Here is a 24,809-nt window from a genome sequence, read left to right as displayed (position 1 = left end):
CTGAACGCAAGCTAGCTACAGACACGCTCATCACTATGACGTGTCTGTATATTAATAAGCTAACCCGCATTGAGTTAACCAATAACGGATTCCATACACAATACGGCCAACAGAGAAAGATACCTGTGCTCACGCCATTGCTTATATTGGCTGGTTACAATGTGCACTATCAATTTTTTAAATAACAAATTCTTAAAACCACATCTGTATAAGGAATTTTTAAGGTTCGTGGGATAGCTTGACTGTAAAAATTACAGGAGCTACAAAAATGAACCGATTCTCAAAAACTCAAATTTATTTACATTGGATAACGCTGCTTTTCGTTGCAATAACCTATGCCGCGATGGAACTCCGTGGCTGGTTTCCTAAAGGTAGTAGTACTTATCTGCTGATGCGAGAAACACATTACAATGCGGGTATATTCGTTTGGGTGTTAATGTTTTCACGCCTGATTATAAAACACCGTTATAGTGATCCTTCTATTGTGCCACCGCCACCTGCCTGGCAAATGAAAGCGGCTTCGCTAATGCACATCATGCTTTATATAACCTTCCTTGCACTTCCTCTGCTGGGGATTGCTTTGATGGCTTACAGTGGAAAATCGTGGAGTTTCCTTGGTTTCAATGTGTCTCCCTTTGTTACCCCAAACAGCGAAATTAAAGCACTGATAAAAAATATTCACGAAACCTGGGCAAATATAGGTTACTTTTTAATCGCAGCTCACGCTGGCGCAGCACTCTTTCATCACTACATTCAGAAAGATAATACTCTGTTACGAATGATGCCTCGCCGCAAATAAGTCGATCCCCTGACAAGGAAATGTGAACCATGGACATCAACGCGTCATAAATGTTTACGCAAGTGCACAATGCACCCTTTCCACTATCAACAAGGAGGAGCAGAAACTGTGTAAATCGTACAATGGTAAGACTTATCAAAAATACAGGTTAATTTTGGTATTTAAACCTTTTTTACTTGTTAGTATGATACAAAGGCTTTCAAAAAAGCTGGGAAATTCAACAACTCTTGGAAATTATGGACTTTGTCCCGCGGCTTTAATCTGACGGCCGCGTTCCTTTTTTGACTCAATTATTGAACCCTTCTCTACGCAACTTCAGTTCCCACCACCAACTTTGCGGCAGTTTCATAGGATGAATGTCTAAAAGAATAATGGTGAGCGATAAGAAAACGACTGAATAACTGCACATTTTCGCTCGAAAGCTTCCTGTCAGATCCATAGCGAATCAAGTGCTGAATGTCACAGTATCGAACAGAAAACAGTGACGATCTAACCCTTCAAGAATATTCTACGATTGTTCTGTTTAGGAAAAGCAAGGCGGGAAGTCGGGAGATAAGTCATTGATAAAGTGGCGGAGAGAGGGGGATTTGAACCCCCGGTAGAGTTGCCCCTACTCCGGTTTTCGAGACCGGTCCGTTCAGCCGCTCCGGCATCTCTCCGTTCAGATGGTTGCCATGATGCCAGGAAATTTGGCATTTTAACAGTCCCTGTCCGTGCAATTTTGTTCAAGTGACGAGTTTGCGAGCAAAACGATGATTAAGTGGCCCTGGAAAGTACAAGAATCAGCACATCAAACTGCCCTTCCCTGGCAGGAAGCACTATCGATCCCCCTTTTAACGTGTCTGACGGAACAGGAACAAAGCAAATTAGTCACTCTTGCCGAACGTTTTTTACAGCAAAAGCGGCTTGTTCCTTTACAGGGCTTTGAACTGGATTCATTAAGAAGCTGCCGGATAGCACTTCTATTTTGCCTACCCGTTCTGGAGTTAGGACTGGAATGGCTGGATGGTTTTCATGAAGTCTTAATTTATCCTGCGCCATTTGTGGTCGATGATGAATGGGAAGACGATATCGGTCTGGTGCATAACCAACGTATTGTTCAGTCAGGTCAGAGCTGGCAGCAAGGGCCTATCGTTTTGAACTGGTTGGATATACAAGATTCTTTTGATGCTTCTGGTTTTAACCTGATTATTCATGAAGTCGCTCATAAGCTGGACACCCGTAACGGCGATCGCGCCAGCGGAGTTCCCTTTATTCCGTTGCGTGAGGTTGCTGGCTGGGAACACGATCTTCATGCTGCAATGAACAACATTCAGGAAGAAATCGAATTGGTTGGCGAGAATGCGGCGAGCATTGATGCTTATGCAGCCAGCGATCCTGCTGAATGTTTTGCCGTACTTTCTGAATATTTCTTTAGCGCCCCAGAACTTTTTGCTCCTCGTTTCCCTTCATTGTGGCAACGTTTCTGCCAATTTTATCAACAAGATCCTTTGCAGAGACTGCATCACGCTAATGATACAGACTCGTTTTCGGCGACGAATGTTCATTAATTAACAACTTTGCAGATTAATTAACCAATTGAAATGACTTATGAAATTTAGTGTTGACAGACAAGGTACCGCTAAGTAATATTCGCCCCGTTCACACGATTCCTCTGTAGTTCAGTCGGTAGAACGGCGGACTGTTAATCCGTATGTCACTGGTTCGAGTCCAGTCAGAGGAGCCAAATTCTAAAAATTCGCTTTTTTAGCGCAATGTCACTGACCTTAGTTGAACATTGTTTTTTAACGGATAGCGGGTTTTTAACATCTTAAGCGCCCTCGACCTTTATGGTTGAGGGCGTTTTGCTATGAACGCCATCACCATTTTCCCCTCGATTATAAAACTTGAGTTATTCAGTAGTCTCCCCTCTTGCAACTCACACCCAAAACTGCCTAACGAAAAGTTATTAATTTTCAATCATATTGCTATCAGTATTTACATTTTTTCGCTGTGCTAGAAAGGGCGCATTTATGTTAGCTCGTTCAGGGAAGGTAAGCATGGCTACGAAGAAGAGAAGTGGAGAAGAAATAAATGACCGACAAATATTATGCGGGATGGGAATTAAACTACGCCGCTTAACTGCGGGTATCTGTCTGATAACTCAACTTGCGTTCCCTATGGCTGCGGCAGCACAAGGTGTGGTAAACGCCGCAACCCAACAACCAGTTCCTGCACAAATTGCCATTGCAAATGTCAATACGGTGCCCTACACCCTTGGAGCGTTGGAATCGGCCCAAAGCGTTGCCGAACGTTTCGGTATTTCGGTGGCTGAGTTACGCAAACTCAACCAGTTTCGTACGTTTGCTCGAGGTTTTGATAATGTCCGCCAGGGTGATGAACTGGATGTCCCGGCACAAGTTAGTGAAAAAAAATTAACCCCGCCGCCGGGTAATAGCAGTGACAACCTCGAGCAACAGATAGCCAGTACTTCACAGCAAATCGGGTCTCTGCTCGCCGAAGATATGAACAGCGAGCAAGCGGCAAATATGGCGCGTGGATGGGCCTCTTCTCAGGCTTCAGGCGCAATGACAGACTGGTTAAGCCGCTTCGGTACCGCAAGAATCACGCTGGGCGTGGATGAAGATTTTAGCCTGAAGAACTCCCAGTTCGATTTTCTCCATCCGTGGTATAAAACGCCTGATAATCTCTTTTTCAGTCAGCATACTCTCCATCGTACTGACGAGCGTACGCAGATTAACAACGGCTTAGGTTGGCGTCATTTCACTCCCACATGGATGTCGGGCATCAACTTCTTTTTCGACCACGATCTTAGCCGTTACCACTCCCGCGCCGGCATTGGCGCGGAGTACTGGCGCGACTATCTAAAATTAAGCAGTAACGGCTATTTGCGACTGACCAACTGGCGCAGCGCACCTGAACTGGACAACGATTATGAAGCACGCCCGGCCAATGGCTGGGATGTACGCGCAGAAAGCTGGCTACCCGCCTGGCCGCACCTTGGCGGTAAACTGGTCTATGAACAGTATTATGGCGATGAAGTGGCCCTGTTCGATAAAGACGATCGGCAAAGTAATCCTCATGCCATAACCGCTGGACTTAACTATACCCCCTTCCCGCTGATGACCTTCAGCGCGGAGCAACGCCAGGGTAAACAGGGCGAAAATGACACCCGTTTTGCCGTCGATTTTACCTGGCAACCTGGCAGCGCAATGCAGAAACAGCTTGACCCGAATGAAGTCGCTGCACGGCGTAGCCTTGCAGGCAGCCGTTATGATCTGGTGGATCGCAACAACAATATCGTTCTGGAATATCGCAAAAAAGAACTGGTTCGCCTGACCCTGACAGACCCCGTGACAGGGAAGTCAGGAGAAGTGAAATCACTGGTTTCGTCGCTACAAACCAAATATGCCCTGAAAGGCTATAACGTCGAAGCCACCGCACTGGAAGCTGCCGGTGGCAAAGTGGTCACAACGGGTAAAGATATTCTGGTTACCCTGCCGGCTTACCGGTTCACCAGTACGCCAGAAACCGATAACACCTGGCCGATTGAAGTCACCGCCGAAGATGTCAAAGGCAATTTGTCGAATCGTGAACAGAGCATGGTGGTCGTTCAGGCACCTACGCTAAGCCAGAAAGATTCCTCGGTATCGTTAAGTACCCAAACATTGAACGCGGATTCCCATTCAACCGCCACACTGACTTTTATTGCGCATGATGCAGCAGGTAATCCTGTTGTCGGGCTGGTGCTCTCGACGCGTCACGAAGGTGTTCAGGACATCACCCTTTCTGACTGGAAAGATAATGGTGACGGAAGCTATACCCAGATCCTGACCACAGGAGCGATGTCTGGCACGCTGACGCTGATGCCACAGCTGAATGGTGTGGATGCGGCTAAAGCCCCCGCCGTGGTGAATATCATTTCTGTTTCGTCATCCCGAACTCACTCGTCAATTAAGATTGATAAGGACCGTTATCTCTCCGGCAATCCTATCGAGGTGACGGTAGAACTGAGAGATGAAAATGACAAACCTGTTAAGGAACAAAAACAGCAACTGAATAACGCAGTCAGCATCGACAACGTGAAACCAGGAGTCACTACAGACTGGAAAGAAACCGCAGATGGCGTCTATAAGGCGACCTATACCGCCTATACCAAAGGCAGTGGACTTACTGCGAAGCTATTAATGCAAAACTGGAATGAAGATTTGCATACCGCTGGATTTATCATCGACGCCAACCCGCAGTCAGCGAAAATTGCGACATTATCTGCCAGCAATAATGGTGTGCTCGCCAATGAGAATGCAGCAAACACCGTCTCGGTCAATGTCGCTGATGAAGGAAGCAACCCAATCAATGATCATACCGTCACGTTTGCGGTATTAAGCGGATCGGCAACTTCCTTCAACAATCAAAACACCGCAAAAACGGATGTTAATGGTCTGGCGACTTTTGATCTGAAAAGTAGTAAGCAGGAAGACAACACGGTTGAAGTCACCCTTGAAAATGGCGTGAAACAAACGTTAATCGTCAGTTTTGTCGGCGACTCGAGTACCGCGCAGGTTGATCTGCAGAAGTCGAAAAATGAAGTGGTTGCTGACGGCAATGACAGCGTCACAATGACCGCGACCGTCCGGGATGCAAAAGGCAACCTGCTCAATGACGTCATGGTCACTTTCAATGTTAATTCAGCAGAGGCGAAACTGAGCCAAACCGAAGTGAATAGCCACGACGGGATCGCCACAGCTACGCTGACCAGTTTGAAAAATGGTGATTATAGGGTTACGGCCTCTGTGAGCTCTGGTTCCCAGGCTAATCAACAGGTGAATTTTATCGGTGATCAAAGTACTGCTGCCCTGACCCTCAGTGTGCCTTCAGGTGATATCACCGTCACCAACACAGCTCCGCAATATATGACTGCAACCTTGCAGGATAAAAATGGCAACCCACTAAAAGATAAAGAAATCACCTTCTCTGTGCCAAACGACGTCGCAAGTAAGTTCTCGATTAGCAACGGAGGAAAAGGCATGACGGATAGTAACGGGGTTGCAATCGCCTCCCTGACCGGCACGTTAGCGGGCACGCATATGATCATGGCTCGTCTGGCTAACAGCAATGTCAGCGATGCACAGCCAATGACGTTTGTGGCGGATAAAGACAGAGCGGTTGTCGTTTTGCAAACATCGAAAGCGGAAATCATTGGGAATGGCGTGGATGAGACAACTCTGACAGCAACAGTGAAAGATCCGTCGAATCATCCGGTGGCGGGGATAACGGTAAACTTCACCATGCCACAGGACGTTGCGGCAAACTTTACCCTTGAAAATAACGGTATTGCCATCACTCAGGCCAATGGGGAAGCGCATGTCACGCTGAAAGGTAAAAAAGCGGGCACGCATACGGTTACCGCAACGCTGGGTAATAACAATACCAGTGATTCGCAGCCGGTAACATTTGTGGCGGACAAAGCCTCGGCTCAGGTTGTCCTGCAGATATCAAAAGATGAGATCACAGGTAATGGCGTCGATAGCGCAACGCTAACTGCAACGGTTAAAGATCAGTTCGACAATGAGGTGAATAATCTTCCGGTAACATTCAGCTCAGCCTCTTCAGGACTCACCCTGACCCCGGGAGTAAGTAATACCAACGAGTCTGGCATCGCGCAGGCCACTCTCGCAGGCGTTGCCTTTGGTGAGAAGACGGTTACTGCATCACTGGCTAATAATGGTGCCAGCGACAACAAAACTGTGCATTTTATTGGCGACACAGCGGCGGCAAAAATTATCGAGTTGACGCCTGTCCCAGACAGCATAATCGCCGGTACCCCGCAGAACAGCTCCGGCAGCGTCATCACCGCCACAGTCGTTGATAATAATGGCTTTCCGGTGAAAGGTGTGACTGTGAACTTCACCAGCAACGCAGCGACAGCCGAAATGACGAACGGCGGTCAAGCCGTGACGAACGAACAGGGTAAGGCTACCGTCACTTATACCAATACCCGCTCCTCGATAGAATCAGGAGCGAGACCGGATACCGTTGAGGCCAGTCTGGAAAATGGTAGCTCCACGCTTAGCACATCAATTAATGTCAACGCTGATGCGTCTACGGCACATCTCACCTTGCTACAGGCACTTTTTGATACAGTCTCCGCAGGCGAGACAACCAGTCTGTATATTGAGGTGAAGGATAATTACGGCAACGGTGTCCCCCAGCAGGAGGTAACCCTCAGCGTTTCACCAAGTGAAGGCGTGACCCCCAGTAATAACGCTATATATACTACCAACCACGACGGCAATTTTTACGCAAGCTTTACCGCTACAAAAGCCGGGGTTTATCAATTGACGGCAACCCTCGAAAATGGCGATTCGATGCAACAAACAGTGACCTATGTGCCGAACGTCGCGAATGCTGAAATCACGCTGGCAGCCTCGAAGGATCCGGTGATTGCCGACAATAACGATCTCACGACACTAACAGCAACAGTCGCTGATACAGAGGGCAATGCGATAGCCAACACTGAGGTAACATTTACTCTGCCGGAAGATGTGAAGGCGAACTTCACGCTGAGCGATGGCGGTAAAGTGATTACTGATGCTGAAGGCAAAGCGAAAGTCACGCTGAAAGGTACAAAAGCAGGCGCTCATACTGTTACAGCATCGATGACTGGCGGTAAGAGTGAGCAGTTGGTGGTGAACTTTATTGCGGATACGCTCACTGCGCAGGTTAATCTTAACGTTACCGAGGACAATTTTATCGCTAATAACGTCGGGATGACCAGGCTGCAGGCAACAGTGACTGATGGAAACGGCAACCCGTTAGCCAATGAGGCGGTGACATTCACGCTACCGGCAGATGTGAGCGCAAGCTTTACTCTCGGACAAGGCGGTTCCGCCATTACTGATATCAACGGCAAGGCTGAAGTTACACTGAGCGGTACAAAATCCGGCACCTACCCCGTGACAGTTAGCGTGAACAATTATGGTGTCAGTGATACGAAACAGGTGACTTTGATTGCCGATGCTGGTACCGCAAAACTAGCCTCCTTAACCTCTGTATACTCATTCGTCGTCAGCACGACCGAGGGCGCAACCATGACGGCAAGCGTCACTGACGCTAACGGCAACCCGGTAGAAGGCATAAAAGTTAATTTCCGCGGAACCTCCGTCACGCTAAGCAGCACCAGCGTTGAAACGGATGATCGGGGTTTCGCTGAAATTCTTGTGACAAGCACCGAGGTCGGACTGAAAACAGTTTCAGCCTCTCTGGCAGATAAACCTACTGAAGTCATCTCGCGATTACTGAATGCCAGTGCAGATGTTAATTCTGCGACGATTACCAGTCTGGAGATACCGGAAGGTCAGGTAATGGTCGCACAAGACGTAGCAGTTAAAGCTCACGTTAACGACCAGTTTGGCAACCCGGTTGCGCATCAACCCGTGACATTCAGTGCAGAGCCATCCTCGCAAATGATCATCAGCCAGAATACGGTCTCTACTAATACGCAGGGTGTAGCCGAGGTCACCATGACGCCCGAAAGAAACGGTTCGTATATGGTGAAAGCATCCCTGCCGAATGGAGCCTCACTTGAGAAACAACTGGAGGCTATTGATGAAAAACTGACACTCACGGCGTCCAGTCCGCTTATCGGTGTCTATGCCCCTACAGGCGCTACTCTGACGGCAACGCTAACCTCTGCAAATGGCACTCCAGTGGAGGGTCAGGTCATCAACTTTAGCGTAACGCCAGAAGGGGCGACGTTAAGTGGCGGAAAAGTGAGAACTAACTCTTCAGGTCAGGCTCCAGTCGTTTTGACCAGCAATAAAGTCGGTACATATACGGTGACTGCATCTTTCCATAACGGCGTAACAATACAGACACAGACAACCGTGAAAGTCACTGGCAACTCAAGCACCGCCCATGTTGCTAGCTTTATCGCTGATCCATCGACTATCGCCGCCACCAACACTGATTTAAGTACCTTAAAGGCAACGGTTGAGGATGGCAGTGGTAACCTGATCGAAGGTCTCACTGTGTACTTCGCCTTAAAAAGCGGCTCTGCCACATTAACGTCATTAACAGCGGTGACCGATCAAAACGGAATCGCGACAACAAGCGTGAAAGGAGCGATGACAGGTAGCGTCACGGTAAGCGCAGTCACGACCGCTGGTGGAATGCAAACAGTAGATATAACGCTGGTGGCTGGCCCGGCAGACACCTCGCAGTCCGTCCTTAAGAGCAATCGGTCATCACTGAAAGGGGACTATACCGATAGTGCTGAATTACGTCTTGTTCTGCACGATATATCAGGCAATCCGATCAAAGTTTCTGAAGGGATGGAATTTGTGCAATCAGGTACTAACGTGCCCTATATAAAAATTAGCGCAATTGATTACAGTCTAAATATCAACGGTGATTACAAAGCCACTGTTACAGGAGGCGGAGAGGGTATCGCAACGCTGATCCCTGTATTGAATGGTGTTCATCAAGCTGGTCTGAGTACCACAATACAATTCACTCGCGCAGAAGACAAAATAATGAGCGGTACAGTATCAGTCAATGGTACTGACCTACCGACAACTACATTCCCTTCGCAGGGGTTCACCGGGGCGTATTATCAGTTGAATAATGACAACTTTGCCCCAGGAAAAACGGCGGCTGATTATGAGTTTTCAAGCTCTGCCTCCTGGGTCGATGTTGATGCTACCGGTAAAGTGACATTTAAAAATGTCGGCAGCAATTCGGAAAGGATTACGGCGACGCCAAAATCAGGAGGCCCTAGCTATGTATACGAAATCCGTGTGAAGAGTTGGTGGGTGAACGCCGGCGAGGCTTTCATGATATACAGCCTTGCTGAAAATTTTTGCAGCAGCAATGGCTACACGCTCCCCAGAGCAAACTATTTAAACCACTGTAGTTCCCGAGGCATCGGGTCACTGTACAGTGAATGGGGAGATATGGGGCATTACACGACTGACGCTGGTTTTCAATCAAATATGTATTGGTCATCTAGTCCCGCAAACTCAAGCGAACAATACGTAGTTTCCCTGGCAACAGGTGATCAAAGCGTATTTGAAAAGCTTGGGTTTGCTTATGCGACATGTTATAAAAACCTGTGATTTTCCGTTATAATTTCTTAAAGAGTGTTCCATTCGGGGCACTCTTTTTTACATTCCCTCTACAGAACTAGCCCTTCTCTCACAGAAAATGAATAAATAAAAATGCGGCACCGCCAGAATCGCGTTCGATGTGACTATGATCATTTTCGGTGAGTACTGCTTTGATCTAAAGGCTGGTTTTCTGTGATGATTGACCAGCCTCAGAGTATTGATGACACCACCGTTCATAACAGATCGGCATTACTATGCATAAGTACTGTCTCATATTCTCGCCAAAACACTTTTTAATGCCTTTGCGAATTCATCCAGACTTATATTGTCAATTTTTTGCCCAACGACGACTGACTCCGAGACATCGGCCATTGCGGGCCATCGCGTTTTGTAATCAGCATAAATTGCAACAACAGGGGTATTATAGGCACTTGCCATATGTAATATTGAGGTGTCAGGAGTTATTGCGATATAAGCATCTTTTATGATTGCTGCTGAACGTTTAATCGAGGGTGGTAAGGATAAACGGTAGACATTATTATAACAATCCACTAATGCCCTGGCTTTATCTTCACCTTTGGGTCCATGAACGATCACTATTGGTATATCTGTTTCACTTTAAATTTTTGCTATTAGATTTTCTGCAATCGATAATGAAAATGTACGTTCCTGCGAGCTACCTTCTAAATTGAACGCAATGTAAGATCCTAACGATCGCATTTCCTCGCGCACCTCATCGAGTACATCCTCACTTAGTGGCAATTCATATATTGGCCTGACTGCTGGAAAACCCGCCTCACGCATCATAAATGCCCATGTCATAGGTACGGGAGCCCGGAGTTTCTGATCCATACGGGACGCGTTCTTGCACAAAGGGGAGAAGCAATTCATGGTTATACCAACAACCTGAAAATTCGTTTTTGCTTTCAACTGACTGATAAATAACATCGTTTTCAGGTTCTTTTTACGCATCCCCTCAATGCAAAGATCCGGCGTACCGTATTGCTGTGTTATGTTCTTTGCTAAATCTTTTATTTTTTTTAATGTTGCGTGATCCTGCATAGTCATTGTGACTAATGTTAATTTAGTCTGTTCAAGTTTAAGCGCATTAAAGACTTCTAAATTAATTGTCGACGTTACAATTAAAAGATGCTTAATTTTATGCAATTCAAGCGCCCGAATAACAGGAAAGATGGCCATAGCATCGCCAATCTGATCGGGAATATGGATGACAACAAAGTCTGTTTTTTCAATATTGAAATTATAAGCTTTATAATCGTAGTAACTAAATGCAATACGTCTCAACAATGATGCTAAAAACATACCTAACCTCGCCTCCCTACTGGTTATAATGCAATGCAGTCTATCAGACTCATCAGGGTGCCATTTTGTGCATATGCGGACTTTTATGTTTCATATCTCTAACCTGTGGGTCCTCTGCTTAATCCTTAAACAACACCAGCAACTCCTGCGCTTTCATCTTCCATCGAATTTTTCATGTTGCCGCTAATCAGCCATAAAATCATTTGCAGATGCGCTCTGTCGAGGTAGTCTCATAAGGTTCGTTTATAGATCGACGGCAATGTGAGTTACCTTTTCCATACTAATTATAAAAAGACAGTACAAACAGGATCATTATGGACTCCACGCTCATCTCCACTCGTCCCGATGAAGGGACGCTTTCGTTAAGTCGCGCCCGACGAGCTGCGTTAGGCAGCTTCGCTGGTGCCGTCGTCGACTGGTATGATTTTTTACTCTATGGCATCACCGCCGCACTGGTGTTTAATCGCGAGTTTTTCCCGCAAGTAAGCCCGGCGATGGGAACGCTCGCCGCATTTGCTACCTTTGGCGTCGGATTTCTTTTCCGTCCGCTCGGCGGTGTCATTTTCGGTCACTTTGGCGACCGACTGGGACGTAAGCGCATGTTAATGCTGACCGTCTGGATGATGGGCATCGCGACAGCCTTGATTGGTATTCTTCCTTCATTCTCGACCATTGGGTGGTGGGCACCTATTTTGCTGGTGACACTGCGTGCCATTCAGGGATTTGCAGTCGGCGGCGAATGGGGAGGCGCGGCGTTGCTTTCCGTTGAAAGTGCACCGAAAAATAAAAAAGCCTTTTACAGTAGCGGTGTACAAGTTGGCTACGGTGTAGGTTTACTGCTTTCAACCGGACTGGTTTCATTGATCAGTATGATGACGACTGACGAACAGTTTTTAAGCTGGGGCTGGCGCATTCCTTTCCTGTTTAGCATCGTACTGGTACTGGGAGCATTGTGGGTGCGCAATGGCATGGAGGAGTCCGCGGAATTTGAACAACAGCAACATTATCAAGCTGCCGCGAAAAAACGCATCCCGGTTATCGAAGCGCTGTTACGACATCCCGGTGCTTTCCTGAAGATTATTGCGCTACGACTGTGCGAATTGCTGACGATGTACATCGTTACTGCCTTTGCACTTAATTATTCAACCCAGAATATGGGGCTACCGCGCGAACTTTTCCTTAATATTGGTTTGCTGGTAGGTGGATTAAGCTGCCTGACAATTCCCTGTTTTGCCTGGCTTGCCGATCGTTTTGGTCGCCGTAGGGTTTATATCACAGGTACGTTAATCGGAACGTTGAGCGCATTTCCTTTCTTTATGGCGCTTGAAGCACAATCTATTTTCTGGATAGTTTTCTTCTCCATAATGCTGGCAAACATTGCGCATGACATGGTGGTGTGTGTGCAACAACCGATGTTTACCGAAATGTTTGGTGCCAGTTATCGCTATAGTGGCGCTGGAGTCGGTTATCAGGTTGCCAGTGTGGTTGGCGGTGGATTTACACCTTTTATTGCCGCTGCACTCATCACTTACTTTGCCGGGAACTGGCATAGCGTCGCCATTTATTTGCTGGCTGGATGCCTGATTTCCGCAATGACCGCTTTGTTGATGAAAGACAGTCAACGCGCTTGATAGCCTGGCGAAGATCATCCGATCTTCGCCTTACACTTTTGTTTCACATTTCTGTGACATACTATCGGATGTGCGGTAATTGTATGGAACAGGAGACACACATGAATAATAAGGGCTCCGGTCTGACCCCAGCTCAGGCACTGGATAAACTCGACGCGCTGTATGAGCAATCTGTAGTCGCATTACGCAACGCCATTGGCAACTATATTACAAGTGGCGAATTACCTGATGAAAACGCCCGCAAACAAGGTCTTTTTGTCTATCCATCACTGACCGTAACCTGGGACGGTAGCACAACCAATCCCCCCAAAACGCGCGCATTTGGTCGCTTTACCCACGCAGGCAGCTACACCACCACGATTACTCGCCCTACTCTCTTTCGTTCGTATCTTAATGAACAACTTACGTTGCTGTATCAGGATTATGGTGCGCATATCTCAGTGCAACCCTCGCAGCATGAAATCCCTTATCCTTATGTCATCGATGGCTCTGAATTGACACTTGATCGCTCAATGAGCGCTGGGTTAACTCGCTACTTCCCGACAACAGAACTGGCGCAAATTGGCGATGAAACTGCAGACGGCATTTATCATCCAACTGAATTCTCCCCGCTATCGCATTTTGATGCGCGCCGCGTCGATTTTTCCCTCGCACGGTTGCGCCATTATACCGGTACGCCAGTTGAACATTTTCAGCCGTTCGTCTTGTTTACCAACTACACACGTTATGTGGATGAATTCGTTCGTTGGGGATGCAGCCAGATCCTCGATCCTGATAGTCCCTACATTGCCCTTTCTTGTGCTGGCGGGAACTGGATCACCGCCGAAACCGAAGCGCCAGAAGAAGCCATTTCCGACCTTGCATGGAAAAAACATCAGATGCCAGCATGGCATTTAATTACCGCCGATGGTCAGGGTATTACTCTGGTGAATATTGGCGTGGGACCGTCAAATGCTAAAACCATCTGCGATCATCTGGCAGTGCTACGCCCGGATGTCTGGTTGATGATTGGTCACTGTGGCGGATTACGTGAAAGTCAGGCCATTGGCGATTATGTACTTGCACACGCTTATTTACGCGATGACCACGTTCTTGATGCGGTTCTGCCGCCCGATATTCCTATTCCGAGCATTGCTGAAGTGCAACGTGCGCTTTATGACGCCACCAAGCTGGTGAGCGGCAGGCCCGGTGAGGAAGTCAAACAGCGGCTACGTACTGGTACTGTGGTAACCACAGATGACAGGAACTGGGAATTACGTTACTCAGCTTCTGCACTTCGTTTTAACTTAAGCCGGGCCGTAGCAATTGATATGGAAAGTGCAACCATTGCCGCGCAAGGATATCGTTTCCGCGTGCCATACGGGACACTACTGTGTGTTTCAGATAAACCGTTGCATGGCGAGATTAAACTTCCCGGCCAGGCTAACCGTTTTTATGAAGGCGCTATTTCCGAACATCTGCAAATTGGCATTCGGGCGATCGATTTGCTGCGCGCAGAAGGCGACCGACTGCATTCGCGTAAATTACGAACCTTTAATGAGCCGCCGTTCCGATAATAAGTTCTGAACCTTCTTATCAGAAATAGATGTGAAGGAGTAAGTAAGACACCTGGCAAATAGCCTGCAATAATCGTGGGCTGTTTGCTTCCTTGGGCGGATACGAGTTTTATTATCGTCTTAATGATTTCCACATATTAAAAGCAAGTATGCTTTCAAAACACAATTATAAAAAATCCCGCCAACAATATAAGTTTTTATAAAATTAAATATAAGATTATGGCTTTAGAATATTTTTATTTCTAATAGACGAGATTTTTCCTGTTATGATATAATATGCTGAATTAACACATGTTAACGATTTACCAGTAATGTAAATAAATTTTCGAGGAGATCATTCCAGTGGGACGTAAATGGGCCAATATTGTTGCTAAAAAAACGGCTAAAGACGGTGCAACGTCTAAAATTTATGCAAAATTCGGTGTAGAAATCTATGCTGCTGCTAAACAAGGTGAACCCGATCCAGAATTAAACACATCTTTAAAATTCGTTATTGAACGTGCAAAGCAGGCACAAGTTCCAAAGCACGTTATTGATAAAGCAATTGATAAAGCCAAAGGCGGCGGAGATGAAACGTTCGTGCAGGGACGTTATGAAGGCTTTGGTCCTAATGGCTCAATGATTATCGCCGAGACATTGACTTCAAATGTTAACCGTACGATTGCTAACGTTCGCACAATTTTCAATAAAAAAGGCGGCAATATCGGAGCGGCAGGTTCTGTCAGCTATATGTTTGACAATACGGGTGTGATTGTATTTAAAGGGACAGACCCTGACCATATTTTTGAAATTTTACTTGAAGCTGAAGTTGATGTTCGTGATGTGACTGAAGAAGAAGGTAACATTGTTATTTATACTGAACCTACTGACCTTCATAAAGGAATCGCGGCTCTAAAAGCAGCTGGAATCACTGAGTTCTCAACAACAGAATTAGAAATGATTGCTCAATCTGAAGTTGAGCTTTCCCCAGAAGATTTAGAAATCTTTGAAGGGCTTGTTGATGCCCTTGAAGATGACGACGATGTACAAAAAGTTTATCATAACGTCGCAAATCTCTAATTATCTTTTAAAGAAATCTGTCTTTACGGCAGATTTCTTTAATCTCATATAATTCTTATAAAAAATATAATATTCAACTCGTCATATTGATTATACCCCCCCGTTCCCAGAGAAATAATATTTATTAAAATTCCAGTTCTTCTTTTTCTGATTACAGAAGGCAAAGTGGCAATTACGCATAGTTTCCCGATAAAGACGCGATAGCGACATCCCGCATAAGGCATTTTTCTCTTTATCTTTGTACGGTACTTCATGGAACAGAGTTTTTGACCTTGCGAATCGTGATGTCTGTTGGGGAGGGACAATTTGCTCACTGAAGCGTGAGACTCGATTAAGCGCACGAAACACAGAAATCAAAAAACCCGGTCACTTTTTTACAAGGTAACCGGGTAAAAATAATTTTTATTTTTTAACTGTTTTGAGACTCATAGAGATGTCTCAAAACTAAAATTTGGCTCCTCTGACTGGACTCGAACCAGTGACATACGGATTAACAGTCCGCCGTTCTACCGACTGAACTACAGAGGAATCGTGAGAACGAGGCGAATATTAGCGATGCCCACCCACAATGTCAAAGCCTGTTTTTTAAATTTGAAATCGTTTGCTGAAATAATCTGCATTTTGTCGTTTATTCCGACACAACTGGCTTTTTTTCACACTTTTGCGGCTCGGGTCGAGGGTATTTCCATAGCCAACGTCCAGTAACCATTCGCCAGTAAAACAGCACGGCCCGCACAGCCCAGTCGGCAAACATTCCCATCCAGACACCAACCACACCCCAGCCAAGCATGATTCCCAGCACATAACCGACTACAACCCGACAACCCCACATGCTCAACATCGAAACCCACATGGCGTAACGGGCATCACGAGCACCTTTAAATCCAGCGGGTAGCACCCATGAGGCGGACCAAATAGGCATAAATAAAGCATTTAGCCAAATCAGAATCACAACGACATGTTTAACCTGTGGATCCTGGGTGTAAAACGATGCCATAACCCCGGCAAAGGGAGCCGTTAGCCAGGCGATGGCCGTTAATCCAAGAGTGGAAAGCCAGAACACATGCCGCAACTGAATCTCTGCTTGCGCTATCTGCCCTACCCCCAACCTTCGGCCTGTAATGATCGTAGAAGCAGAGCCGAGCGCACTTCCGGGTAAGTTGATAAGAGCCGCAATTGAAAACGCGATAAAATTTCCGGCAATAACACTGGTCCCCATCCCGGCAACGAACATTTGGGTTAATAACCGACCACTGGTAAATAACACTGATTCGACACTCGCGGGAATACCAATCCCCATGACTTCCCAGATAATGCTAAAATTCAGCGGTTTAAAATAGCTCTTTAACGAAATCCTTAGCGCAGGATTAAAACCAATCGCCAGCACCCACAAAATTGCAACTGCGCCAATATAACGAGAAATGGTTAAACCCAGCCCTGCCCCGACAAATCCCAGTCCCGGCCAGGAGAAAAGGCCGTAAATCAATATGCCGCTAATAATAATATTAAGAATATTCAGGCTACCGTTAATCAATAGCGGTATTTTCGTATTCCCTGCACCACGAAGTGCCCCGCTACCAATAAGAGTGATGGCAGCTGCTGGATAACTGAGTACCGTCAGCTCCAGATAAGTCAACGCCAGTGCTTTAACTTCTGTCGTGGCATCACCCGCGACGAAATCAATAATTTGTTCGCCAAAATGATGAATAAGCGTTGCCAACAGTACGGCAAACAACGTCATGATCACCAATGACTGCCGCGTCGCCACCCTCGCTCGTCGTCGATCCCGCTTACCGAGACTAAATGCCACAACGACAGTAGTACCAAGATCGATAGCAGCAAAAAAAGCCATAATGACCATATTGAAGCTGTCCGCCAATCCCACGCCGGCCATCGCATCTTTTCCCAGCCAGCTGACCAGAAAAGTGCTCAGAACCCCCATCAACAGGACACAGGCATTCTCCATGAAGATAGGAACAGCAAGCGGGGTTATCTCGCGCCAGAACAACACTTTGTAGCTCTTGCGTTTAGCGTGCCAGCGAGTGCCGTGAACAACCTGGCGTAAAGCAGAGGAGATATTCAAAGCCGACCTTAATTGCAGAAAGTGAAACCACATTTCAAATAATGAGGGAGAATCAGCAAAGCTGCAAAGATTTTCGCCAACAAATTGTCTGCAAATGCAACAAACTGTTGATAGAAACGGCAAACAGTTGGGGAATTTAAAAATCGGGTTTGACAAAAGATTTTTCGCCGTTAAGATGTGCCTCAACAACGATTCCTCTGTAGTTCAGTCGGTAGAACGGCGGACTGTTAATCCGTATGTCACTGGTTCGAATCCAGTCAGAGGAGCCAAATTCCTGAAAAGCCCGCTTTTATAGCGGGATTTTTGCTATATCTGATAATCAATTTCCTCTTCACTGCTTTCCATCACCTGCCGCTTGATATCCTCAACTGACAGTCCTGCATTACAAAGTTCCAGAAAGCGCCAGACATAGTTACGCTGAAGTTGTCCTCGCTTCAGTCCCAACCAGACAGTATTAGCATCAAAAAGATGCCGCGTATCCAGGCGGATTAAATTCTCTTCCTCTTGTTCGCCACTGGATTGCTCGGCAACTAATCCGATCCCAAGCCCAAGAGCAACATAGGTTTTAATGACATCAGAATCCTGCGCACTTAATACAATATCTGCCAGCAAACCTTTGCGGGCAAATGCGTCATCAATACGTGAGCGCCCCGTAATCCCCTGTCGGTAAGTGATTAACGGCCACTTCGCTATTGATTCCAGCGTCAATGGTGAAATTTGCGTCAAGGGATGATCGTGTGGAACAAGCAAACTATGGTGCCAACGAAACCACGGGAAGGCGACGAGCTGCGGGTCATTACTCAAACGCTCGCTGGCGATACCAATATCAGCTTCGCCATTTTGCAACAATGTCGCAATTTCCTGTGGCGTCCCCTGGATTAGCTCGAGCCGAACCTCCGGGAAAAGTTCGCGAAAAGCTTTAATGACCTCTGGCAAGCTATAACGTGCCTGAGTATGCGTCGTTGCAATAGTGAGAACGCCAGACGTATCGTTGGTAAACAGGTCTGCAAGCCGACGAACATTACTGGCTTCATTCAGAATACGTTCTGCAATGACCAGTAATGCTTTGCCCGGTTCAGTCATGCCCAGCAGTCGCTTACCTCGTCGAACAAATATTTCGATGCCAAGTTCATCCTCCAGTTCCCGAATATGACGGCTGACGCCTGACTGTGAGGTAAAAAGCATATTCGCAACCTCTGTCAGGTTGTAATCCTGACGTGCAGCCTCGCGGATTATCTTTAGTTGTTGGAAATTCACGGTAAACTCCGGGCAGTTCAGATTTCCCGTTATTGTTAAAGTCTAATGCCCGGCATAACAAATAATAAAAACCCGCATCTTATTCCATCCCGATATAACACTTAGCTCACCAATTGCCACTGCCTTTTTTCCATCACTGGAGAACTAATCACTGACATTAACAACTCTTTCACTGCCTGTGCCTGTGGCGATAAGTTCGCTCTGGCGGGTAAATTTAATGACAAAGAGAGACTCATGGAAGGAGTGGTAATGCGTGACATCCACCCATTTACTGCGCCACATAACGAACGCGCGGCCGATTCGGGTAATACTGCAACGCCCATGCCGCTGGCAATCGCTGCGGTAAGCGTGGCAATAGACTCAATTTCACCAATAACTTTTGCCGTGAGTCGCCGTAGGGAAAAAGCCTCATCAACACGAAGTCTAATAGCACTGTAATCACTGGGGAGAAAGAGGTTCATTTGCGCAATAGCATTCACATCAACGCTTTGCCCCGGGCAATCTTGAGTTCCTACCAGAAAAAGATCTTCTTTCAGCAAAGCCTGACTGGATACACCAGCCACAGGGGAATGCTCATAAATCACCGCCATATCGAGTTGGTGATTTATCAATTTTTCGTTAAGCACTGCACCACTATTTTCATGAAGATAGATAACGATCTCCGGAAATTCAGCGCGAACCGCCTGTAATAAGGGCATGGTGATGGATGACGCAGCGGTTCCTGGTGCAAAGCCAATCGAGACTTGCCCCGATAATGCCTGACCAACGTTATGCACCGCCAGTTGGGCCTGTTCACACTGACGTAAAATGGCCCGCGCATGGGTATAGAGAATTTTTCCGGCGTCTGTTGGTGTAACGCCCCGCTTTGTACGGATCAAAAGTTGTTGATTTAACTCACCTTCCAGTGTGGCAACCTGCTGGCTGAGCGCTGGTTGTGCGATATGCAATACTTCAGCAGCCTGGGTCAGGCTACCAATATCTACAATTTTTACGAAGTATTTCAGGCGTCTGAAGTTCATGTTGCCTCCGGTTTTTAAGAATCGGCCCAAGTGCCGCCATTACTTACAACCAGATTGCAAGATGCTTGCCAGTTTTATTTTGGTGTTGATGTACAAGCTAACCAACTGTCAAATAAGAGATTATGATAGATTCGTCATTTGCTCCTTTAATCAGCTGTCGCGTTCCCCTGCCCTATAAAAGGAGGGTATGCACCACGATTGTTCATTACCCAATAAGATTGAAAGCTCACCACTTTGTTGAAATTGACAGCAAACAAACAAAAAAATGCATTTCACCCTTTGACATCACCATGCACTGCCATTAATATGCGCCCCGTTCACACGATTCCTCTGTAGTTCAGTCGGTAGAACGGCGGACTGTTAATCCGTATGTCACTGGTTCGAGTCCAGTCAGAGGAGCCAAATTCAAAAAAGCCTGCTTTCTAGCAGGCTTTTTGCTTTCTAATTACCAACGCTCTTAAAACATCTGTCTTGAACCAGAACTAATTTGCACAGGCATTCCCGATCGACGTTGCAACGCAGCATTTGCGCGATTTACATCAACTTCTTGCCCGTTGATAAACGCCCGCAAAGATGGGGTTACCGGCAATGGCACTTTTCGGTCAGACTCATATTCTGCACGATTGCGCGACAACGGCTCATGAACTTCCAGCCAGTTCGAGCCATCTGGTTCAGTGGTGTATTTTACTGGCTGGTCGATAATTTGCACACGCGTCCCAACAGGAACATTATCAAACAGATATTTGATATCGTCATTGCGCAGACGAATACAGCCCTGACTTACCCGGAGCCCAATACCAAAATTGGCATTGGTACCATGGATGGCATACAACCTGCCAATATAAATCGCGTACAGCCCCATGGGATTATCGGGGCCCGCAGGAACAAATGCGGGCAAACTCTCCCCTCGTTTCGCATATTCGCGCCGAGTGTTCGGCGTTGGCGTCCAGGTTGGAGCTTCTTGTTTACGTTCAACGGTAGTCACCCAGTTACGCGGGGTTTCTCGCCCAGCCTGGCCGATACCAATAGGAAAGACTTCCACAGTATTACTGTCTGGTGGGTAGTAATAAAGACGCATCTCAGCGACGTTAACAACAATCCCTTTACGAACAGTGTCGGGCAAAATCAGTTGCTGCGGAATGGTGAGTTGCGAGCCAGACTTCGGCAAAAAAACATCAGCGCCCGGGTTCGCTTCCAGCATGTTACTTAACCCTTGCCCGTATTGTGCGGCAAAAGTCTCCAGCGGCTGGGTATTGTGATCAGGAACAGTTACAGTAAACGACTGCCCCACTAAACGGCTACCCTCTGGAGGTAATGGATAAGTTACCGCCAGGCTAGTATGGCTGGCAAAAAGCAGAGCAAATGAGCAAAGAATATTTACACGACGCATCATGTCCCTTTCCTATGTCGCGAAAGCTATCCGTTAAGTATAGCTTTTATCAGACTTTTCGTTTTTAACTGTTCAAATCAGAAGTCGTATTCCCCGGTAGAACAATATTACTGGCAGCAAGTTCGCCCATGTTGTTGTATATCGCACAGGCAGCTTCGATGATGGGCATCGCCAGAGCTGCGCCACTCCCCTCACCTAAACGCATCTCCATATTGAGATAAGGCTCCAGCCCCAAATGCGAGAGCGCTATACGCGCGCCTTTTTCTGCCGACAGGTGAGAAGGAATGAGATACGGTTTGATCGCAGGAGACATCTGGCAGGCTGCGAGCGCAGCAGCATAAGAAAGAAATCCATCCAGCAACACGGGTAAACCGCAGGAAGCAGCACCTAACATCACTCCAGCTATTCCGACCAAATCAAATCCACCCACTTTTGCCAGGACATCAACACCATCCTGAGGATTTGGTTGATTCAACGTAATCGCCCGACGCACAACATCAATTTTATTAGCCAGTTTATCTGTCGGCAGGTTTGCGCCAATCCCAACCACTTCTTCAGGATCCCGGCCAGTGATTGTGCTGACTATTGCTGCTGCCGGTGTCGTGTTTGCCATCCCCAGTTCACCTACACCAAACAGCGTGACACCGTTTTTTGCCAGCTCCTGCGTATAACATATGACGTCCAAAAGCAACTTTTCAGCCTGACGGCGACTCATTGCCGGAGCTGAAGCAATATTGCCGCTACCTCGTGCGACACGCATGTTGATAAGCCCGGGGATAGGCTCAGCAGTATCAATACCAACATCAATTACGTGGACGTTAGCGCCCGCTTGTTCTGCCAGCACACACACGCCGGTTGTTCCACGGGTCATATTTTCAGCCTGTATGGCTGTCACTTCTTTTGGAGAAATAGCGACCCCTTCCTCCCAGACGCCGTGATCGGCACACATAACCAGTACCGCTTTTTTGCCCACATGCGGTATGCCATTCAACCCCGGCATTCCTGCCAGTTGTATGGCAAGCACCTCCAGCTTTCCCAGGCTACCAACAGGTTTGAGTAACCCGTCAATATGCCGTTGTGCACGCGACATAGCGGTAGAATCGATGGCTGGGATCGTATTCAGTAAATCGGCAAGTATTTGCATCTCACGTCTCTTTATAGCAGTGCCAGCAGGAAGACCAGTTCACCAAGCTCTATGGCTGCTCCCAGCGTATCGCCCGTTTGCCCGCCCAGCGTACGTTTGAGAAGCTGACCGAGGATGAAAATCGCCACCATCGTCACCACCATAGCAGCCACACCATGCATACCCGGCAATAATACGGCAGCAAAAATAGCGGCTAAGCCAAGTGTGACGCAGGTTTGTCGCCCATCAATTTTGCCAATGAACACATTGCCAAGCCCTTCTTCCCGCGCATAACGATGACGATACATCAATAATGCGGCAGTCCCGCGGCTGACCGCACATGCTGCCGCCAGCGATGCAAGGATCGATTCGCCACGCAGAGCCAACTCGCTTAACACCAGAATCTTTGCCAGTACCACAAAAATCAATGCCAGACCGCCGTGGGTGCCTAAACGGCTATCACGCATGATTTCCAACATGCGATCGCGGCTACGTGCAGAAAATACGCCATCACAGGTATCAGCGAGGCCGTCCAGATGGAATCCCCCGGTCATCAGCACCAGCACAAGTACGCTAAACAGTGCCGCCAGTGGTGCGCCACACCATGCCTGCAGCACCATGAAGACCAGCCCGCTAATCGCGCCAAGCAATAATCCAATCAAAGGAAAAGTAATAATACCGCGAGAATAATGCTCGAAATCCAGTCCCTGGGACCAGCGACGCGGTACAGGCAGACGCGTAATAAATGAGAGCATCGCCCAAAATAATTTACTCATTTGATTTTTACTCCAATACCCGAAACCACCAGCCATACTTCATTTGCCGCAGCGGCCAACTGCTGATTTACCCGCCCGGCAATATCACGAAAATGTCGTGCCAGACGACTCTCCGGCACAATCCCCATTCCCACTTCGTTAGTCACTAATACAACCTTTGCGGGGCAACGTTGGCAGGCAGCAATCAACGACTGAATCTCAGCATTAATCGCCTGTTCCATCGCCTGATAATCCCATTCATCAGGGTCTTTATCGCCGCCATAATCAAACAACAGATTAGTCACCATTGTGGTAACGCATTCAAGCAACACAACCTCATTCGGGTTAATGTCTGCATGAATTAATTCATCAAGATGTTGCCAGCGCTCCACTGTGCGCCAGTGCTCCGGGCGGCCTTGCCGATGATGTTCTATCCGTGCAGCCATCTCATCATCAAGGATTTGCGAGGTAGCGATATACAGAACCTGTGAAGAGTCCCCAATAAGCGCCTCTGCGTGGCGACTCTTCCCGCTCCGTGCGCCCCCCGTCACCAAAATCATCATACCGACTCCTGATTCAAATGTATGATGGTATTCATTGAACAGAACAATGGATCCCCCACCGTTGCTGACCGCAAAACATTTACGCGATTAATACTGCGCGTAATATAATTAAAAATCCAGCATTCTCAATCCATTACGAAATAAGATGGCATTACGGAATAGCCAGACTTTCTCGTGTTAACGTCCGACAAAATGCGTCATTGACAGCGGTTTCTGTGGATTGACACATTTCATTCAGATAATGAATTAATGCTACTGCCGGAACAACCAGCAAACGGGCATTGTGTTCTGAAATCCAGGCTATTGATTCAACGTCAGCGACAGATCTGCGCTGTAAAAGAACTTGTAAAACAACGTAATAGAATTATCCGGAATGGTGGCGACTATGCACTAGAACACCACAATTTCGCTCTCTCGGTAAGGCACTGTCACAGCATTCAACAGAATGTGACTTGCCAGATTTATTAGCGCCACCAGATGTTTAACCGGGTAACCACGACCCAGTCGGGGATATATTCCATCTTCTCGCTGACATCATCAAGAATAAAAAGGTTTATCACACTCAGAGCAACGTTCTTCAGCAGGCGGGATAATTCTTCAACATTTAGAAGATGTGTTATTAAAGGCATACAAACTGGACGTATTGTATTTTCTTTTGGTGGTTGACCTAAGGTAGCAGTTTATCCTGATGCGCTGAGATTTCTGTAATATCTACGTCAACATTCTCCTCGAATAGAAAATGCAGCCCCGGCAAGTGATTCACATTTTTTAACAAAACGTTGTTAGCGTGCCATTTTCAGAAGCTCTCCAAGAAAGCGAATTCTTTTCTCAAATTCTGCATTCTCAGACACAGCTTTCTACTCCATGGTAATGGCCCAAATACGAAGTTGCTCAGGATCATTAGTGGTGCTGAGAAGTTAAATAACCATGCGGAGTACCACTCGTCATCACGTATTTATATATCATGAAGCTATTGTTGTGTTTTGTACATCAGTAGATATATTCTGATATACTCCTTTTGCTAGGGAAGTTGCGATTAAGTGGTCCGCAGCTCCCGATATGACGCCCCAAACCGTCCTTTATCGACGTCCTGTGGCTCAATTTTCCAATTTTCAGCCCAAAATCGTCTCTTCGTGGCTGATTT

General features: G+C 47.0%; 13 protein-coding genes, 5 tRNA genes and 3 pseudogenes. 9 read left to right on the top strand and 12 right to left on the bottom strand.

Features of this window, described 5'->3' with window-relative positions; genetic code table 11:
• Window positions 1-268 precede the first annotated feature (268 nt).
• Entirely contained in the window at window positions 269-799 is a 531-nt protein-coding gene (locus K0778_RS19705; protein WP_001079074.1) for a cytochrome b, read from the top strand.
• 569 nt (window positions 800-1,368) lie between these two features.
• Here K0778_RS19705 and K0778_RS19700 read toward each other — a convergent pair.
• Window positions 1,369-1,458 (bottom strand) — tRNA-Ser (locus K0778_RS19700).
• A 93-nt stretch (window positions 1,459-1,551) separates the two neighbouring features.
• Between K0778_RS19700 and mtfA the strand changes: the two genes are divergently transcribed.
• The 3 genes from mtfA to yeeJ all read left to right on the top strand — a co-directional run bounded on the left by mtfA (window position 1,552) and on the right by yeeJ (window position 9,915).
• Complete coding sequence (mtfA, locus tag K0778_RS19695; RefSeq protein ID WP_001302302.1) at window positions 1,552-2,349, top strand: DgsA anti-repressor MtfA; 798 nt, start codon at window positions 1,552-1,554, stop codon at window positions 2,347-2,349.
• Between the two features lie 100 nt (window positions 2,350-2,449).
• Window positions 2,450-2,525: transfer RNA gene (locus tag K0778_RS19690), tRNA-Asn, on the top strand.
• 313 nt (window positions 2,526-2,838) lie between these two features.
• A complete protein-coding gene (gene yeeJ, locus K0778_RS19685) occupies window positions 2,839-9,915 on the top strand; it encodes an inverse autotransporter adhesin YeeJ (RefSeq protein WP_153449115.1) in 7,077 nt (2,358 codons plus the stop codon).
• Between the two features lie 261 nt (window positions 9,916-10,176).
• Here the strand turns inward: yeeJ and K0778_RS19680 are convergent.
• A pseudogene (locus K0778_RS19680) lies at window positions 10,177-11,229 on the bottom strand (glycosyltransferase family 9 protein).
• A gap of 314 nt (window positions 11,230-11,543) precedes the next feature.
• Here K0778_RS19680 and shiA point away from each other — a divergent pair.
• The 3 genes from shiA to K0778_RS19665 all read left to right on the top strand — a co-directional run bounded on the left by shiA (window position 11,544) and on the right by K0778_RS19665 (window position 15,475).
• The gene (gene shiA, locus K0778_RS19675; protein WP_000378575.1) at window positions 11,544-12,860 is read left to right on the top strand and encodes a shikimate transporter; all 1,317 of its coding nucleotides are present in this window, start codon (window positions 11,544-11,546) and stop codon (window positions 12,858-12,860) included.
• A gap of 101 nt (window positions 12,861-12,961) precedes the next feature.
• Window positions 12,962-14,416, top strand: coding sequence for an AMP nucleosidase (amn, locus tag K0778_RS19670; RefSeq protein ID WP_001060244.1), 1,455 nt, complete (start codon window positions 12,962-12,964; stop codon window positions 14,414-14,416).
• 342 nt (window positions 14,417-14,758) lie between these two features.
• Entirely contained in the window at window positions 14,759-15,475 is a 717-nt protein-coding gene (locus K0778_RS19665; RefSeq protein ID WP_000532923.1) for a YebC/PmpR family DNA-binding transcriptional regulator, read from the top strand.
• Between the two features lie 452 nt (window positions 15,476-15,927).
• Here K0778_RS19665 and K0778_RS19660 read toward each other — a convergent pair.
• Together K0778_RS19660 and yeeO are read right to left on the bottom strand one after the other, a co-directional pair.
• A tRNA-Asn gene (locus K0778_RS19660) sits at window positions 15,928-16,003 on the bottom strand.
• Window positions 16,004-16,103: 100 nt separating this feature from the next.
• Complete coding sequence (gene yeeO, locus K0778_RS19655) at window positions 16,104-17,591, bottom strand: toxic metabolite efflux MATE transporter YeeO (RefSeq protein WP_001323172.1); 1,488 nt, start codon at window positions 17,589-17,591, stop codon at window positions 16,104-16,106.
• Window positions 17,592-17,751: 160 nt separating this feature from the next.
• Between yeeO and K0778_RS19650 the strand changes: the two genes are divergently transcribed.
• Window positions 17,752-17,827: transfer RNA gene (locus K0778_RS19650), tRNA-Asn, on the top strand.
• Between the two features lie 37 nt (window positions 17,828-17,864).
• On the opposite strand, the gene cbl is transcribed toward K0778_RS19650, so the two are convergent.
• Both cbl and nac read right to left on the bottom strand, forming a co-directional pair.
• Entirely contained in the window at window positions 17,865-18,815 is a 951-nt protein-coding gene (cbl, locus tag K0778_RS19645; protein WP_001011008.1) for an HTH-type transcriptional regulator Cbl, read from the bottom strand.
• Window positions 18,816-18,916: 101 nt separating this feature from the next.
• Window positions 18,917-19,834: a nitrogen assimilation transcriptional regulator NAC gene (nac, locus tag K0778_RS19640; protein WP_001011462.1), complete on the bottom strand. Its 918-nt coding sequence runs from the start codon at window positions 19,832-19,834 to the stop codon at window positions 18,917-18,919.
• Between the two features lie 326 nt (window positions 19,835-20,160).
• On the opposite strand from nac, the gene K0778_RS19635 reads away from it, so the two are divergent.
• A tRNA-Asn gene (locus K0778_RS19635) sits at window positions 20,161-20,236 on the top strand.
• Window positions 20,237-20,291: 55 nt separating this feature from the next.
• On the opposite strand, the gene ldtA is transcribed toward K0778_RS19635, so the two are convergent.
• From ldtA to K0778_RS27785, 6 genes and pseudogenes are all read right to left on the bottom strand, one after another.
• Window positions 20,292-21,227 carry a L,D-transpeptidase gene (ldtA, locus tag K0778_RS19630; protein ID WP_000986321.1) on the bottom strand — a complete coding sequence of 312 codons (936 nt, stop codon included), beginning with the start codon at window positions 21,225-21,227 and terminating at the stop codon, window positions 20,292-20,294.
• A 61-nt stretch (window positions 21,228-21,288) separates the two neighbouring features.
• Window positions 21,289-22,368, bottom strand: a complete 1,080-nt coding sequence (gene cobT, locus K0778_RS19625; protein WP_001166160.1) for a nicotinate-nucleotide--dimethylbenzimidazole phosphoribosyltransferase — start codon at window positions 22,366-22,368, stop codon at window positions 21,289-21,291.
• An 11-nt stretch (window positions 22,369-22,379) separates the two neighbouring features.
• Entirely contained in the window at window positions 22,380-23,123 is a 744-nt protein-coding gene (gene cobS, locus K0778_RS19620; RefSeq protein WP_001326708.1) for an adenosylcobinamide-GDP ribazoletransferase, read from the bottom strand.
• Window positions 23,120-23,665: a bifunctional adenosylcobinamide kinase/adenosylcobinamide-phosphate guanylyltransferase gene (gene cobU / locus K0778_RS19615; RefSeq protein WP_000973176.1), complete on the bottom strand. Its 546-nt coding sequence runs from the start codon at window positions 23,663-23,665 to the stop codon at window positions 23,120-23,122. Before cobU ends, cobS begins: the two co-directional genes overlap by 4 nt.
• 151 nt (window positions 23,666-23,816) lie before the next feature.
• Window positions 23,817-23,960: pseudogene (locus K0778_RS27790) on the bottom strand (cobalamin biosynthesis protein); the annotation flags it as partial.
• Window positions 23,961-23,968: 8 nt separating this feature from the next.
• Window positions 23,969-24,157, bottom strand: a pseudogene (locus K0778_RS27785) (IS4 family transposase); the annotation flags it as partial.
• Window positions 24,158-24,809 lie beyond the last annotated feature (652 nt).

The sequence above is a fragment of the Escherichia sp. XD33 genome (genome assembly GCF_019375075.1).
Classification (GTDB): Bacteria; Pseudomonadota; Gammaproteobacteria; order Enterobacterales; family Enterobacteriaceae; genus Enterobacter; species Enterobacter flexneri_A.
Note: the sequence above shows the minus strand (reverse complement) of the source record. Positions and strands in the feature narration are given on the sequence as shown.

Excerpts from the sequence above, each read along its gene's own strand:
- K0778_RS19705 (WP_001079074.1), top strand. The coding sequence starts at position 269 with ATGAACCGATTCTCAAAAACTCAAATTTATTTACATTGGATAACGCTG.
- mtfA (WP_001302302.1), top strand. The coding sequence starts at position 1,552 with ATGATTAAGTGGCCCTGGAAAGTACAAGAATCAGCACATCAAACTGCC.
- yeeJ (WP_153449115.1), top strand. The coding sequence starts at position 2,839 with ATGGCTACGAAGAAGAGAAGTGGAGAAGAAATAAATGACCGACAAATA.
- shiA (WP_000378575.1), top strand. The coding sequence starts at position 11,544 with ATGGACTCCACGCTCATCTCCACTCGTCCCGATGAAGGGACGCTTTCG.
- amn (WP_001060244.1), top strand. The coding sequence starts at position 12,962 with ATGAATAATAAGGGCTCCGGTCTGACCCCAGCTCAGGCACTGGATAAA.
- yeeO (WP_001323172.1), bottom strand. The coding sequence starts at position 17,591 with ATGTGGTTTCACTTTCTGCAATTAAGGTCGGCTTTGAATATCTCCTCT.
- nac (WP_001011462.1), bottom strand. The coding sequence starts at position 19,834 with ATGAACTTCAGACGCCTGAAATACTTCGTAAAAATTGTAGATATTGGT.
- ldtA (WP_000986321.1), bottom strand. The coding sequence starts at position 21,227 with ATGATGCGTCGTGTAAATATTCTTTGCTCATTTGCTCTGCTTTTTGCC.
- cobT (WP_001166160.1), bottom strand. The coding sequence starts at position 22,368 with ATGCAAATACTTGCCGATTTACTGAATACGATCCCAGCCATCGATTCT.
- cobS (WP_001326708.1), bottom strand. The coding sequence starts at position 23,123 with ATGAGTAAATTATTTTGGGCGATGCTCTCATTTATTACGCGTCTGCCT.
- cobU (WP_000973176.1), bottom strand. The coding sequence starts at position 23,665 with ATGATGATTTTGGTGACGGGGGGCGCACGGAGCGGGAAGAGTCGCCAC.